This window comes from Rufibacter sp. XAAS-G3-1 (genome assembly GCF_013623775.1).
Taxonomy (GTDB): Bacteria; Bacteroidota; Bacteroidia; order Cytophagales; family Hymenobacteraceae; genus Nibribacter.
On sequence record NZ_JABFAM010000008.1, the window covers coordinates 102,726 to 118,646 of the forward strand.

A 15,921-nucleotide genomic window follows, 5' to 3' on the forward strand; every position below is an offset into this window, starting at 1 on the left:
CAAAGTTTACTTTGCTTCGGCCATCATTTTGGTGCCTTTGGCCACGGCGTCTTCAATGGTACCAACCAGGTTGAAGGCGGCCTCAGGCAGGTTGTCATGCAGACCGTCCATGATTTCGTTGAACCCGCGGATGGTATCTTTGATATCAACCAAAACCCCTTTCAAGCCGGTGAACTGCTCGGCTACGTGGAATGGCTGCGACAAGAAACGCTGCACCCGGCGCGCTCTGTGCACGACTAATTTATCTTCTTCAGATAATTCGTCCATACCCAAGATAGCGATGATGTCTTGCAGTTCTTTGTAACGCTGTAGAATCTCTTTCACACGCTGGGCGGTGTTGTAGTGCTCATCGCCTACCACGTCTGCCGTCAAGATACGTGAGGTAGAATCCAGAGGGTCTACCGCAGGGTAGATACCAAGCTCAGAGATTTTACGGGAAAGTACGGTAGTGGCATCCAAGTGAGCGAAGGTAGTTGCTGGAGCCGGGTCAGTCAAGTCATCTGCAGGTACGTAAACGGCCTGTACAGACGTGATGGAACCACGCTTGGTAGACGTGATACGCTCTTGCATGGCACCCATCTCTGTAGCCAGCGTTGGCTGGTACCCTACCGCAGAAGGCATCCGGCCTAAAAGGGCCGATACCTCAGAACCTGCCTGGGTGAAACGGAAGATGTTGTCAATGAAGAAAAGAATATCTCTACCAGCACCGGTGCCGTCACCGTCCCGGAAAGACTCGGCAATGGTCAAACCAGAAAGGGCTACCCGGGCGCGGGCTCCTGGCGGCTCGTTCATCTGTCCGAACACGAAGGTTGCTTTAGACTCTTTCAAGGCATCTTGGTCTACTTTGGATAGATCCCATCCGCCGTGCTCCATGGATTCCATGAACTCGTCACCGTATTTCACGATACCGGATTCAATCATCTCGCGCAGCAAGTCATTCCCTTCGCGGGTACGCTCACCCACGCCGGCAAACACAGAAAGACCACCGTGGCCTTTGGCGATGTTGTTGATCAACTCCTGGATCAATACGGTTTTACCTACTCCGGCACCCCCGAACAAACCAATTTTACCTCCTTTGGAGTAAGGCTCAATCAAGTCAATTACTTTGATACCGGTATATAATACCTCAGAAGAGGTAGAAAGATCTTCGAAACGCGGCGCGTTGCGGTGAATGGGCAGGTCTACCAAGCTGGCAGGTTGCGGAATACCGTCAATGGCATCGCCAATTACGTTGAACAGACGGCCTAACACGTTGTCGCCGGTAGGCATTGAGATAGGAGCCGCCAGGTCAGTCACTTCCATGCCACGGGTCAAGCCCTCGGTTGCGTCCATCGCGATGGTACGTACGCGGTCTTCGCCTAAGTGCTGCTGGGTTTCCAGTACCACACGGGCACCGTTCCCCTTGGTCACTACCAGGGCATCCATGATGTTGGGCAACTTAGAATTCTCACCCGAGAAGCTTACGTCCACCACGGGACCGATCACCTGGGTAATTCTGCCAATATTCGCCATTTGGTTGGTTTATAATTATTTAGATAGATACTCACTTCTTTCAGGCTGCAAAAATAGGGCATTCTTCCCTCATTTCCATAGAAGTAGGAAAAAAGTTTCATGGGTAATTCTGTCTTGTAAAGATGGCGGGGTAAAGGCGCTAAATATTAGCCTATGCCTGTTTTTGGTCTGTTTTCTAAGAATCTGCCTAAAACCAGAAAGCGGGGTAGTTACTTTCTCTGTAATGTGGAACAGGTAATACCAGTAGGGAATCTCCGTTTTAAAGGTGTTTTCTGGAAAGAAGGCCCAAAATGATCTCAAAAGAGGGCCGCTGCTTCTCAAAGAAATCTTTATTTTTGCCCTGTCTTACCAAATACCTATCCGTCTTGGAAACCCAGACCCTGACTACTGTAGATACCGCCCAGAAACTGGGCCTTTTGCCTGAAGAATTTGACCGCATTAAAGAAATCCTGGGCCGCACGCCTAATTTTACCGAGCTGAGCATTTTCTCGGTGATGTGGTCTGAGCACTGTTCTTACAAGAATTCAATTGTTTGGCTGAAGACTTTGCCCAAAGACTCGCCGCGTATGCTGGCGAAAGCCGGTGAGGAAAACGCGGGTCTGGTAGACATTGGCGGCGGTTTGGCCTGCTCCTTTAAGATAGAGTCCCACAACCACCCCTCGGCGCTGGAACCTTACCAGGGCGCGGCTACCGGCGTGGGCGGCATCAACCGTGACATTTTCACCATGGGGGCCCGGCCCATCGCGCAGCTGAACTCCCTACGTTTCGGGAACCCGAACTCAGATAAAACCAAGCGCCTTTTAAGAGGGGTAGTGAAAGGAATAGGGGACTACGGCAACGCTTTCGGAATCCCGACCGTGGGCGGCGAGCTGTTCTTTGACGATTGCTACAACGTGAACCCCTTGGTAAACGCTTTCTCGGCGGGTATTGTGGAAGTAGGCAAAACTGCCAGCGCCACTTCGCACGGCGTGGGCAACCCGGTGTTCATCATCGGCTCTGCCACCGGGAAAGACGGAATCCACGGCGCGGCCTTCGCGTCTAAAGACATCACCGAAGACTCCGTGAACGACTTGCCCAGTGTACAGGTAGGCGACCCGTTCCAGGAGAAATTGCTTTTAGAGGCTACGTTGGAGATTCTGGCCACAAACCGAGTGGTGGGTATGCAGGACATGGGTGCCGCCGGTATCACGTGCTCAACCTCTGAGATGAGTGCCAAAGGCGAAAGCGGCATGGAAATCTGGCTGGAAAAAGTACCCATGCGCCAAGCCAACATGCAACCGTTTGAAATATTGCTTTCCGAAAGCCAGGAGCGGATGTTAGTGGTGATGGAGAAAGGTTCTGAAGACCTCATCTACCAAATCTGCGACAAGTGGGACATGTCCTGTGCCCAGATTGGCGAGGTAACCGATACCAAACGCCTACGCTACTACGTGAAAGGTGAATTGGTAGCCGATGTGCCCGCTGATGACTTAGTATTAGGTGGCGGTGCCCCCGTGTACCACCGCGAATACCGCGAGCCAGCGTACTACCAGGAAGCGAAGAAGTTTACCATTGACGCTGTACAGGAGCCAACCGATTATAAAGCCGTAGCCGAATTCCTGGCCACGCACCCCAACATCGCCTCCAAACGCTGGGTCTACAAACAGTATGACTCCATGATTGGCACCGCTACCTTGACCACCAACCGTCCCGCCGATGCGGGGATCGTGAAGGTGAAAGGTTCTGACAAGGCCATTGCCATCACCGTAGACTGCAACAGCCGCTACGTGAACGCCGACCCGGAAGAAGGGACTGCCATTGCCGTGGCCGAAGCCGCCCGTAACATCGTGTGCGCGGGTGGTGAGCCCGTGGCCATCACCAACTGCCTGAACTTCGGGAACCCGTACGTGCCCGAGGTGTACTGGCAGTTTGTGGGCGCCATCAAAGGCATGGGCAAAGCGTGTACTGCCTTCGGGACACCGGTAACGGGCGGTAACGTGAGTTTTTACAACCAGTCCTCAGACGAAGGGCCGGTTTTCCCTACGCCAACCATTGGCATGCTGGGCATTCTGGAAGACAAAGCCAACGCCATGACGTTGGCTTTCCAACAGGAAGGTGATGCCATTTATCTATTAGGTGACCCTGCCAATGACATCGCCTCCAGCGAATACCTGTATTCGTACCACGGTGTGAAACTGTCTCCGGCCCCGGCCTTTGACATGGAGAAAGAACTGCTGTTGCAGAAAACCGTGAAAACGCTGATTGAAGATAGACTGATCCAGTCGGCCCATGACTGCGCCGATGGCGGACTGTACATCACGTTGCTGGAATCGGCCATGCCGAATGAGCTGGGCTTTGCCATCACAACAGATACTGATTTCCGGAAAGACGCGTATTTATTTGGCGAGAGCCAGGGCCGCGTGGTGGTGAGCGTTTCACCGGCGCAGCAGGAGGCGTTTGAGAAACAGGTCTCTGGTAACAACCTGACTTTCAAAAAAATTGGCGATGTCACTGCCCGCTACTGTGAGATAGACGGTGAGGTGTTCCATGCCATTCAAGTAATTAAAAACAGCTATGACACCGCGCTGGAGCGGATTATGGAATAAATTTTTTGAAAATATTTCGCCGGAGGTTTGCGCTGAAAGAATTCTTTTCTACCTTTGCAACACCAAACGGCAACAACTAGTTGTCAGCGGAGATTGTCCGATGGTGTAACTGGCAACACGTCTGATTTTGGTTCAGAAGAGTCCAGGTTCGAAACCTGGTCGGACAACTTAGAAAGCCTCTTAGAGAAATCTGAGAGGCTTTTTTGTGCCCAATTGGCAAGTTCCTTGAAGACTACGCTGCATTGAGGTGCAGCCCTGGCAACAGGATTTCCATTGCTTCTCCTTTCTATAGCTTTTGGTTTAGAGATCTCCCGGCCTCGTAGCGCTGTTCCTTTCTCCTCAAATCACTGCACCAAGAATAAGGCATATTATACCCACTTGCATAAAGTGTCTTCCATTACCGGTTACATACCTCCTGTCGCAAGCAGATGCTGCGCCAGTGTACAAATAAACCCCTTGTTTTGAGGCTGTTTTCATAAAAACAGCCTCAAAACGGACGCTCACGCCAAAGGAATTGCTTTAAATGCAGGTTAATGAAAAACTCTAAGCAGGTTCAACGTGAAAATACTCAGGACAGAGCAGGATACTTGTGGCGGTGGATTGTGTCATTTTCGGGTTTGACAGAAGATGGAAACAGAGCGGAAAAGCTTCCAGCCTAAAGAAAAAGAAAACTGCTTCCAAGTAAGTTCCCAGGAACCCTTGTCAACCTCATGCAAGATTGAGTTACCTGCTACCATATGATTTGCCATTTTAATAGTAAACGCCAAAAATCCTTCAGCACGATCACCCTTGCGCTGTTGCTGGGACTCAATGCCTGTAACTCTTTAAGGATTGGGGCAGATGCAGGGGCAAACAAGCCAAAGATAACCCAGGTGGCGGAGGGCGGATGGGCGGACAACTCGGTGAACGTGGTGGCCTTCCGCAAGAACTCGCTGGTCACTTTCAAAGGAACCCAATACACCGGCTGGTATGATGCCGACCGTACCATGGTGCTGGCCAAAAGGAAGGCCGGGGCAGAGGCTTGGGAGATGCTAAAGACCAATTTCAAGGGAAATGCCGCAGATGCCCACAATACCATCAGCCTGATGGTAGATGGCAAAGGATTCCTGCACGTCTCCTGGGATCACCATAACAACCAACTGAATTACGCCCGCAGCGTGAGCCCCGGTTCTCTGCAACTGACCAACAAAGTGCCCATGACGGGTTTGAACGAGAAAGCAGTCTCTTACCCCGAGTTCTACCGGTTGCCCAACGGGAACCTGATGTTCTTTTACCGCGACGGCGGCTCGGGGCAGGGCAACATGGTCATCAACAGCTATGACACCAATTCCCGGCAATGGACGCAGGTGCACAGCAACCTCATCAACGGCGAGAAAAAGCGCAACGCGTACTGGCAAGCCTACCTTGACAAGAAAGGGACTGTCCACGTCTCATGGGTGTGGCGCGAGAGCCCCAACGTGGCCAGCAACCATGACCTGGCCTACGCGCGCTCGTTAGACGGAGGCAAAACCTGGGAGAAGTCTACCGGCGAAAAGTATACCTTGCCCATTACCGAAGCCACGGCCGAGAAAGCCCTGGCCATTCCGCAGAACAGCGAATTGATCAACCAGACCTCTATGGCGGCCGATGAGAAAGGCAACCCTTTCATTGCCACCTACTGGCGCGAGGCCGGTTCCACCATTCCCCAGTACCATCTGGTGTACCATGACGGCAAGGCTTGGCAGAAACTGCAGCTTGATTTCCGGAGAACGCCCTTCAGCCTGAATGGGGTGGGTACCAAGCGCATTCCCATTGCAAGACCGCAGGTGTTGGTGAAAAACTCGGCCGAAAATGCCTCGGTGCTTCTGGTTTTCAGGGATGAGGAAAGAGGAAGCAAAGCCTCGGCACTGATCATCAACAGAATCTCAGACCCCAAGTGGTCTATCATTGACCTCACACCGGAGTCGCTGGGTTCCTGGGAGCCCACCTATGACACCGAACTCTGGAAGGAGAAACAGGTGCTGAATCTGTTTATCCAGAAAGTTGACCAGGTAGACGGAGAGGGACGCTCCAGCATTGGTTCCCAGCCCATACGGGTGGTGGAGTGGAAGCCAAAATTCTAAAAGGCCGTTTTTCGCCTGTTTTTCGCAAAGTACCTATAAACTGGGGTGATCCTCCCGCATATTGTATACCATGATTCAGAAGAAAGCCTCTTTTACATTCCTCCTGCTACTGCTCGGCTTTTGGGTAGTAACTGCCGTTGCCAAGCCAAAGCATCCGTTGTTGCCCAATTCAAAGAAAGAAGTGGCCAACCAACTGAACAAGGCAAACACGTACTGGCAAACTACCAACCCAAACCCCGGCTGGGCTTTCTGGGACATCGCCGCTTACCACACGGGCAACATGGAGGCCTACAAGGTGACCAAAAACGAGCTCTACCGGGAGTATTCTGAGGCCTGGGCCGAGAAAAACCAGTGGATGGGCGCCCAGTCCACCGATAAATCTAAGTGGAAATACACGTACGGCGAGAAGGAGGACTACGTGCTGTTCGGGGATTGGCAGATCTGCTTCCAGACGTACATTGACCTCTACTGCCTGGAGGGTGCGAAGGACGACAAAAAGATCGCCCGGGCCCGGGAGGTGATGGAGTACCAGATGAGCACGCCCAACCACGATTACTGGTGGTGGGCCGACGGGCTGTACATGGTCATGCCCCTGATGACGAAGCTCTACCGGGTAACCGGGAACAAGCAGTATCTGGCGAAACTGCATGAGTACCTGACCTACGCCAACTCCATCATGTACGACCAGGAGGAGAAACTCTACTACCGCGATGCCAAATACGTCTACCCCAAACACAAGAGCGCCAACGGCAAGAAAGACTTCTGGGCGCGGGGCGATGGTTGGGTATTTGCCGGTTTTGCCAAGGTTTTGCAGGATCTGCCCAGAAACGACCCGCACCGGAAAGAGTACGAGCAGCGGTTCAGAGACATGGCCAAGGCGATTGCCCGCGCCCAGCAGCCGGAAGGTTATTGGACTCGCAGTATGCTGGATCCCATGCATGCTCCAGGGCCCGAGACCAGCGGCACCGCGTTCTTTACCTATGGCTTCCTCTGGGGTATCAACAATGGTCTACTGGACAAAAAGGGATACCTACCGGTTGCCGCCAAAGGGTACCATTACCTTTCCAACACAGCCCTGCAGCCGGACGGAAAAGTAGGCTACGTGCAACCCATAGGGGAGAGAGCCATTCCGGGGCAGATAGTGGATGTAAACTCTACCACCGCGTTCGGAGTTGGAGCCTTTCTGCTGGCCGCCTCTGAGATGTACCGTTTCTTAGACTAAGAATTTTTGTCTCATATCGTTTCGGGGCTGGTTTCCAGAAATCAGCCCCGAAACGAGGGGAGCGTATTGGCTTTCCATGACATCAGTATCAGGCATCCTGCGGCTTGCTTGTATTTCTCCAGTTATCTCAATCTGCATTTCTCCATGAAGTACCTCCCTAAAGCTCTTTTGTTGTCTGCTTTCCTGCTCGCGGGTAATCTGCTGAAGGCGCAGTCTGAGGCCAACCCAGTCAAGGCAGAGGCCGGTCAGAAAATCTTCCAAATTGTAAATCCTGATTTCAAGACCAGTCCGCACACAGGCATGGCCAGAAAGCATTGGAAAGACGCGGCGCACTACCTGCTGGCTGGGGCTTTCAGCTACATCAAGACGCTGGATGATCCTATGGTGTTTCCCAAACAGCCGGGCAAGAGCTATCCGCGCGACGGCGTGCACACCAACACTGAAATGCTGGAAGGTCTGTGCCGTACCCTGTTCATGGCGGTTCCCCTGCTCAAGGAAAACCCGAACCTGCAGATCAACGGCATCAAAGTGGCAGACTATTACCGGCATCAGTTGGTAAGATTGACTGATCCCACCAGCCCCACCTATGTGAAACCGCGGGCGAGCAACGGTGGGCCCAACCAGATTCTGGTAGAGTTTGGGGCCTTGGCGATGTCCTTTTTCGGTGCGCCGGAAGTGCTTTGGGAGCCGCTTCCCCCCACGCAGAAGGAAGCCCTGGCCAAAACCATGCTCAGCTACGGCGACGGGCCCACAATAGCGTCAAACTGGCGGTTCTTCAATATTTTCGTGCTGAGCTTTTTCAAAGAGCAGGGCTATACAGTGAATGAAAAGCTGCTGCTGGAGTACCTGGATAAGTCACTGGAGCAATACCGGGGCCAAGGCTGGTACCATGACAGCCCCGCCTACGATTACTACAGCATGTGGGCATTTCAGACGTATGGGCCGCTGTGGTCAGAGTTCTTCGGCAAGAAGCACTACCCAGAGTACGCCGCCAGGCTCATGGCCAACTTCAAAGAGGTGAACGACAACTATCCCTACCTGTTTGGCCGGGACGGAAAGATGATCATGTGGGGCCGCAGCATTGCCTACCGTTTTGCCGCTGCCGGGCCCTTCCCGCTGATGGGCCTGGCCCAGGAGCCGGGCACCAATCACGGCTGGATGCGCAGAATCGCCTCTGGGGCCATGCTTCAGTTCCTGCAGAACCCAGACTTCATAGCGACTGATAATATTCCCACCTTAGGTTTTTACGGGGCGTTTGAGCCCGCCGTGCAAATCTACAGCGCCCGCGCGAGCGTGTTCTGGATGGGCAAAGCGTTCCTGGGCCTGGTGGTGCCAGAGGGTAACCCGTTCTGGACGGAGAAAGAAAATGAGGGTGCCTGGGGAAAAGAACTGGACAAAGGAAAGGTGTACAACAAATTTCAGGAGGGCTCCAAGATCCTGATCACAAACTACCCTAACATTGGGGCCGCCGAGGTACGCGCCTGGTGCCATGAAACGGTAGCCAAAGACTGGCAACTGTTCAGGTCTACCGAGAACTACAACCGCCTCTCCTACAACAGTGCTTTCCCGTGGCAAGCCGATGGGGCCAAGGGCGAGGTGGCCATGAACTACGTCTTTAAAAACAAGAAGAATGAGTGGGAAGCCCTGCGGCTCTACATCTTCAAGAAGTTTGAGGACGGCATCTATTACCGCGACGTGGTGCTGGAAACCAGCGATAAAATCAAGCTGAACCTCGCCGACATCACCCTACCGAACGGCATTCTGAGAATAGACCGAAACATAAGCACCCAAGCCATACAGGTGCGGCTGGGCCACTATTCATTGCCCCAGAAGAACCAACCCATCAAGGAGGAATCAAGAAAAGTGAAAGGCCACCAAGTACAGATCATCGACAATGGGGAGTACCAGCTCGCCATGGTTTCCCTCAAGGGGTGGGACGGAATGGAAATTGTCAAGGCCACGGGGCTTCACCCGGTCAGCCAGGAAAGCTCCGTGATCAACGTGACTGATAGTTTCCAGCCGCAGCAACAGGCTGAAGTTTATGCCACCCTTATGCTCTGGAAGAAATCTGGGGAGAAATGGTCGGATAATGAGTTGGTGCCCGTGAAAAAGCTGGAACACTCCACGAACGATAAGACCGTTACGGTTTCCTTCAGGAAAGGCGAGAAGAAGATGGTGCGGTTTGAATAAGCCTGAAACGGGTGAGTGCTCTGTACTTCTTACTGCCTAAGAGCATGTTTGAACTTTGTCTTTCGTGCTGGAAGCGGCCATAGAGAGAACCTGCGTTCGTGCTTTCCTCGCCTTCGTAGCGTTGCTACGAGGCTCAGAAACATTAGATTAACTAAAAGCCCCATGTTTTCAGTTTAAAATTGAAGACAAAGGGCTTTTAGTTTGTGCCAGGCAAGATCAAAAGTGAGCTATTGACAGAAAGCCGAGTAGCGAGTAGTGGAGTTCCCTTCTCGCTACTCGGCTTTCTGTCATCCTCCGTTTCTGCCGCCGCGCTGGCCACCCTGACGCATGTTGCCTCTTTCACCAGGGCCTCTTTGGCCGGGGCCTCTCTCGCCTGGCATAGGGCCGTTGAACGTGCGGATGTTGTAAGAGAAGGTTAGCATGAAGAAGCGCTGCAACACGGTAGACTGCACATCTTGCACATACGCATCAGAGATACTCCGCTGAACGCTGGTGTTCTGCTCTAACAAGTCATTTACACTTAAGCTGACTTCGCCTTTCTGGCTTTTGAACACCTTCCTGCTGATGCTCATGTTCAGGAGGGTATAACTACCGTTGGGTAAATTGCTATTCAATTGGTTGTTAAGCTCAGTGCGGTACACAAAGCCATTCCAGAACCGCAGATTAGCCCGCAGTTGAGTAGACTGATTGAAAAAGTCATTGTTTCGTGCTGAACCTAGCGTAGTAGTGATAACATTGTAGTTGCCGTTGGTGGAAAAATTGAAGTCTACGTTCTGGCTGATATTACTACTGAGGGAAACTCCTAGTCCCAGGTTAGCCGAGGTGGAGAAGAACATTTCGTTGTTTAATAAACCGGGGGTTCTGTTATACCCCACTGAGCCGGTGAAGTTAATGTTAGATTTGAGTAAGTTTAGGGGTTGGCCATAGCTCACAAAGGTTCGGGCGTTCCAGTTACCATCCAAATTCACCGGCCTGATAAACTGGGCTCCCCGGCGTATCTTGAAACCTTCCAACAAGGGCTCACCCCGGGGATCGTCTTCCTTCAGTTCTAACGTGCTGTTTGTAATGTAGTTATTGGTTTGGGCAGCAGTGACAAAGAACGAGAAAACATGGTTGTTCTCGGTATTAAAGGATCTGTAGCGTACGTTCACTGAGTTCTGGTACGCCTGCACCAAGCCTGCATTCCCCGTCCTGAACCGGAGTTGGTTGGTATTATCCACTACCTCTTGCAACTGGGTAACGGAGGGAGCGTTGGTATTGGTGCGGTAGTCTATCTGAAGGTTCTTTGTTTTGGTAAACTTGTATTCAAACTGGGCCGTAGGCAGCAGATTATGGAACGTGCGGTTTACCTGGTAAAACCTGGGGAACTCCTGTTCGTTCTGCAGGTTCGCAAACTGGTACTGGGCTTCCAGCTGCACGCGTATTTTGTCTGAGTTGTACTGATAACTGGTTTTTGCCTGCTGGGTGAGATAATCGCTTTCCAGAGCGTTACTCAGGCGGGAGTTAAAGTTAGTGTACGCCACCTCTTCCTTGTCATAGGCCAAACGCTCAGAGTCTTCTATCCGGTTGCCAATACTGTACTCTGCCTGCACCCGGGCTTTCTCTCCCACCCGTTCCCCAAAAGACACGTTCCCGCGCCAGTTTAGCCCGGTTCTGTCTGCCTTAATCAGTTGGTCAAGGTAATCACTCGCGTCATTGTCATCTGGCGTTCCATAATCAATCACGTTATTGATCCGGTAGGTGTCACCGTTGTTGAGGTTGTAACCAGTATTTAAGTTTACGGAAAACGTACGTCCTGGCTTGTTAAACCGATGGCTGAAATTAATGTCGTTGCTCAGGTTATAAGAGTAATTATCTGTGTTAGAAAGAATTTCAGAGGTGTTTAAGAGTGCCAAGTCATAGAAGGCAGTGGTACTATCAGCGTCAAAGACAGATCTGCCTACACTGTTGGAGTAAGAATCTCCTTTCTGCATAGAAAACCTGGGGGTGATCAAAAGTCTGTTTCGGTCATTGATTTTGTAATCCAGCCTGAAATTAAATTGATGGTTTTCGTTTCGGTTGGTATTGTAGCTGCTGTCATTGGTTTGCTGGTGGAAGAAGATAGACTTTGAGTAATCCCGGAACACCAGGCGGGTGTTCTCGTTCTTGTTGTTGTTGTAATTGTAATTGCCGCTTACCTCTATCTTCTTTCCCCAGAAGTCTGAGTAGTTCAGCCCGAAATTGTTGGTGGTAGTGATGCCGCTACCGCCACCCGAGCCGCGGCGTCCGCGCATGCCTCCCCCGGGAGCCTCGCCCACTGAGAAGTCCTGCATGTTAATGTTGTTGGTAAGCCCGTTAACGGTGAAACGCCGGTCGCCTTTGAAGATGTTCAGGCTGGTGCCCGCCATGAATTTCCTGTCTGGCCCCACACCCACCGACACCTTCCCGAACTGGCCTTGGCGGCGGTTGGGTTTGGTCACAATGTTGAGGGTCTTGGCGCGGTTGCCGTCATCAAAACCGCTGAACTCTGCCTGGTCGCTTTTCTTGTCAAACACCTCAATGTTCTCAATCACCTCGGCGGGCAGGTTCCGGAGGGCGGTGTTCGCGTCTTCCCCAAAGAACCGTTTTCCGTCCACCAACACCTGCCGTACCTCTTCGCCCTGCGCCTGTATTTTGCCGTCCACCACGGTCACGCCCGGCAATTTGGTAACCAAGTCCTCGGCACTCGCGTCCGCCGCTACTTTGAAAGCCCCGGCATTGAACACCGTGGTGTCGCCTTTCTGGCTCCCCAGCGGTACTTTCCCCACTATCTGAATTTCCTGTAAGGTGTTTGTCGCCTCGGCCAGCAGTAATTGGCCCAGATGAACGGCTGCGTTCTGCACCTGTACCGTTCGGGTCAAGGTTTTAAAGCCCAGGTAGTTCACCTGTAACGAATACTGCCCCGGCCTTACCGCCTGAAACCCGAAGTTCCCGTCTTTGTCGGTTCCAACCGCCGTCCGCACCGAATCAGGGAGCCTGATCAACTGCACCGTGGCACCGGGCAGCGTCTCCTTGTTCTGGGCACTATGGACAGCACCAGTAACCAAATAGCCCTGTGCCTGCGCATAGGTAATGCTTGCCAAGAACAGCAAGAGGAGTACTGGTGTTTTCATAAGAAAAGGTGGTGGATTTTCAAGTTAGACTAAGGAAGGAGCCCAAGGTTTATTTGCTTTATAGAAAGATTGGATATTTATTTTTAAGTTTTCATTCAAAGAGCAGAATTGTAATGCACTTGCTACTGCCAGGCAGTAACAAGTGCTGGTGTCTATGCGTTTTCGGCCTGGTTTGTGGAAAGAACAGCAGAAACGTGTATTGCTAGAAAGGAAGCTGGGAAGAGGCAGGTGCAAATCTCAACCAGTATATTGATCGTTCTACCCTGTATATTGAAGCTGTTACAGTTTTGCGCCTGTTTTCATAAAAGTAGCCTGAAAACGGGGTACCAGCGGACGCTTGCGCCAGTGTACAAATAAACCTCTCGTTTTTGGCCTGTTTTCATGAAAATAGCCTAAAAACGACGGTAAAAGCGGGCACTTGCCCCAGAGGAATTGCTTTTAATACCGGTGAATGAAAAACTCTAAACAGGTTCATCTTACGCTAAAGCCCTCATTGGGTATCAGCAAAATTCTGTTCTTTGACGAAATACCTTCTAAGCATTAAGATGCCTAGTGAAATTTGTTTTGAAGGCGGTTTCACAAAAAGAGGCTAAAAACGTTCCCTCAGACTAGGTAGATTTTTTAGCTCTTTTGCGGAAATGAAGGCAATTAGAAGTAGTTTCACCTACAATGAAAATCAAAATAAGGGTTTGTAAGCAGAAGAAGGCTTAAACAAGCCCGCTGAGCTTACCCAAGTGTCCGTCCCCCCCCCTTTAGCTACCATCTATTCACCCATGCGAAAACTTTATTTTCTAGTACTTCTTCTGCTGCTTACCCTAACAAGCCAGGCACAGCAGATTGGAGGAAAGCCCGGGGACTTCACCCTCGGCAACAAGGAATTCCTGCTCAACGGCAAGCCCTTTGTGATTAGGGCGGCAGAACTGCATTATCCGCGTATTCCGCGCGAATATTGGGAGCACCGCATCAAGTTGAGCAAAGCCATGGGCATGAATACCATCTGTATTTACCTTTTCTGGAACCTGCATGAGCAAAAGCCGGGGGAGTATGACTTCAAAGGCCAGAACGATGTGGCGGAGTTTGTGAAGCTGGCCCAGAAGAACGGCATGTACTGCATTGTGCGCCCCGGGCCGTACGTGTGCGCGGAGTGGGACATGGGCGGATTGCCCTGGTGGCTCCTGAAAAAAGAAGATGTGCAGGTGCGTACGCTGCAAGACCCGTATTTCATGGAGCGTACCAAACTATTCCTGAAAGAAGCGGCCAAGCAGTTAGCGCCCATGCAGATACAGAACGGCGGCAACATCATCATGGTGCAGGTAGAGAATGAGTACGCCACGTTCGGCAACGAGCAGGCCTACATGGAAGCCACCCGTGATGCCGTGCGCCAAGCCGGTTTTGACAAGGTGCAGCTTTTCCGCTGCGACTGGCCCTCCAACTTCAACAAATATAAACTGGACGGCGTGGCCACCACCCTCAACTTCGGGGCTGGTACCAACATAGACAACAGCTTCAAGGCATTTCAGGAAGCGTACCCTACGGCGCCGCTCATGTGCAGTGAGTACTGGTCGGGCTGGTTTGACCACTGGGGGCGTCCGCATGAGACCCGCTCCGTCAGCAGCTTTATTGGGAGCCTCAAAGACATGATGGATCGCAAGATTTCCTTCAGCCTGTACATGGCGCACGGCGGTACCTCGTTTGGGCAGTGGGGCGGAGCCAACGCGCCTCCGTACTCGGCCATGGCCACTTCCTATGATTATAATGCGCCCGTGGGGGAGCAGGGCAATACCACCGAGAAGTTCTTCGCGGTACGCGACCTGCTCAAGAACTACCTGCAGGAAGGCGAAACCCTGGGGGAGATCCCGGCCCCGAAAACAGTGATTACCATTCCTGCCTTTACCTTAGAGAAGAGTGCCGCCCTGTTCTCCAACCTACCCAAGGCCCACAAAACCGAGCGAATCCAGCCCATGGAAAACTTTGACCAGGGCTGGGGGCGCATCCTGTACCGCGGTACCGTGCCGGCATCGGCATCTGGGCAAAGACTGGTGATCACTGACGTGCATGACTGGGCCACGGTGTTCGTGAACGGGAAACCGATAGGAAAGCTGGACAGACGCAGGGGCGACAGTTCGCTAAAACTGCCCACCTTTACGGGTGCTGCGCAGCTCGATATTCTGGTGGAGGCCACCGGCCGGGTAAACTACGGCAAGGCCATCATTGACCGCAAGGGCATCACAGAGAAAGTGGAAGTATTTGATGGTAGTAAGACAACAGAACTCAAGAACTGGCTTGTCTACAATTTTCCGGTAGAATACGATTTCCAGAAGAAGGCCAGATTCAGAAAAGGAATGCCGCAAGGGCCAGCTTGGTACAGAGGAACGTTCAAGCTAGACCAGACCGGCGATACGTTTCTGGACGTAAGCAAGTGGGGCAAAGGCATGGTGTGGGTGAACGGGCAGAACCTGGGCCGGTTCTGGAAAATTGGGCCGCAACAGACGCTGTTTGTGCCGGGCGTATGGCTTAAAAAAGGCAAAAACGAAGTTATTGTGCTGGATGTGGACAAGCCTGAGGCACTCACCATGGCCGGTTTAAAAGAACCCATCCTGGATGCGCTTCGGCCAGACGAATCCCTCCTGCACCGGGCCAAAGGCCAGCAATTGGATTTAACCGGCGAGGAACCGGTGCTCACGGCCTCCTTCCCAGCGGTAAGTGCCTGGCAAGAGGCGAGGTTTGACAAGGTGGTGCAGGGACGCTATTTCTGCTTTGAGGCGTTGAGCGCGCAGAAACCAGACGATCCGTTTACCTCCGTGGCAGAGCTGGAGCTGCTGGACGAGAAAGGAAACCCCATCTCGCGCCTCAAATGGAAAGTAGTCTATGCTGACAGTGAGGAAGTAACCTCCTCCAATAACGCCGCTGACCGTGTCTACGACCAGCAGGAATCCACCTTCTGGCATAGCCAATACGGCGCGGCCAAGCCCAAGCACCCGCACCACTTAGTGCTGGATCTGGGCGAACATGTAACAGTGAAAGGTTTCCGCTATCTGCCCCGCTCAGACAAAAACACGGCCGGTATGGTAAAGGATTACCGCATTTATATGAAGAGCAGTCCTTTTAAGATGTAAGGTGTAGAATGGGATTTTAGTTGAAAGGGAGGCAGTTGCCTCCCTTTTTATTTGGCAAATATC

General features: G+C 52.1%; 7 protein-coding genes and 1 tRNA gene. 6 read left to right on the forward strand and 2 right to left on the reverse strand.

Features of this window, described 5'->3' with window-relative positions:
* Positions 1-6 precede the first annotated feature (6 nt).
* The gene (atpD, locus tag HHO50_RS10765; RefSeq protein ID WP_181306028.1) at positions 7-1,512 is read right to left on the reverse strand and encodes a F0F1 ATP synthase subunit beta; all 1,506 of its coding nucleotides are present in this window, start codon (positions 1,510-1,512) and stop codon (positions 7-9) included.
* A gap of 365 nt (positions 1,513-1,877) precedes the next feature.
* Between atpD and purL the strand changes: the two genes are divergently transcribed.
* The 5 genes from purL (at position 1,878) to HHO50_RS10790 (ending at position 9,611) form a co-directional block, all read left to right on the forward strand.
* The gene (gene purL / locus HHO50_RS10770) at positions 1,878-4,097 is read left to right on the forward strand and encodes a phosphoribosylformylglycinamidine synthase subunit PurL (protein WP_255478691.1); all 2,220 of its coding nucleotides are present in this window, start codon (positions 1,878-1,880) and stop codon (positions 4,095-4,097) included.
* Positions 4,098-4,191: 94 nt separating this feature from the next.
* Positions 4,192-4,264 (forward strand) — tRNA-Gln (locus tag HHO50_RS10775).
* A gap of 570 nt (positions 4,265-4,834) precedes the next feature.
* Positions 4,835-6,199, forward strand: a complete 1,365-nt coding sequence (locus HHO50_RS10780) for a BNR repeat-containing protein (protein ID WP_181306030.1) — start codon at positions 4,835-4,837, stop codon at positions 6,197-6,199.
* Positions 6,200-6,269: 70 nt separating this feature from the next.
* Positions 6,270-7,421, forward strand: coding sequence for a glycoside hydrolase family 88 protein (locus tag HHO50_RS10785; protein WP_181306031.1), 1,152 nt, complete (start codon positions 6,270-6,272; stop codon positions 7,419-7,421).
* Positions 7,422-7,427: 6 nt separating this feature from the next.
* Positions 7,428-9,611: a DUF2264 domain-containing protein gene (locus HHO50_RS10790; protein ID WP_219921512.1), complete on the forward strand. Its 2,184-nt coding sequence runs from the start codon at positions 7,428-7,430 to the stop codon at positions 9,609-9,611.
* 287 nt (positions 9,612-9,898) lie between these two features.
* On the opposite strand, the gene HHO50_RS10795 is transcribed toward HHO50_RS10790, so the two are convergent.
* On the reverse strand, positions 9,899-12,742 hold the full coding sequence (locus tag HHO50_RS10795; protein WP_181306032.1) for a TonB-dependent receptor: 2,844 nt from the start codon (positions 12,740-12,742) through the stop codon (positions 9,899-9,901).
* Between the two features lie 773 nt (positions 12,743-13,515).
* On the opposite strand from HHO50_RS10795, the gene HHO50_RS10800 reads away from it, so the two are divergent.
* On the forward strand, positions 13,516-15,858 hold the full coding sequence (locus HHO50_RS10800; protein ID WP_181306033.1) for a beta-galactosidase: 2,343 nt from the start codon (positions 13,516-13,518) through the stop codon (positions 15,856-15,858).
* Positions 15,859-15,921: the final 63 nt, after the last annotated feature.

Bases quoted from the DNA above. Each gene is read 5' to 3' on its own strand.
- HHO50_RS10800 (WP_181306033.1), top strand. From the start codon at position 13,516: ATGCGAAAACTTTATTTTCTAGTACTTCTTCTGCTGCTTACCCTAACA.
- HHO50_RS10795 (WP_181306032.1), bottom strand. From the start codon at position 12,742: ATGAAAACACCAGTACTCCTCTTGCTGTTCTTGGCAAGCATTACCTAT.
- HHO50_RS10780 (WP_181306030.1), top strand. From the start codon at position 4,835: ATGATTTGCCATTTTAATAGTAAACGCCAAAAATCCTTCAGCACGATC.
- HHO50_RS10785 (WP_181306031.1), top strand. From the start codon at position 6,270: ATGATTCAGAAGAAAGCCTCTTTTACATTCCTCCTGCTACTGCTCGGC.
- atpD (WP_181306028.1), bottom strand. From the start codon at position 1,512: ATGGCGAATATTGGCAGAATTACCCAGGTGATCGGTCCCGTGGTGGAC.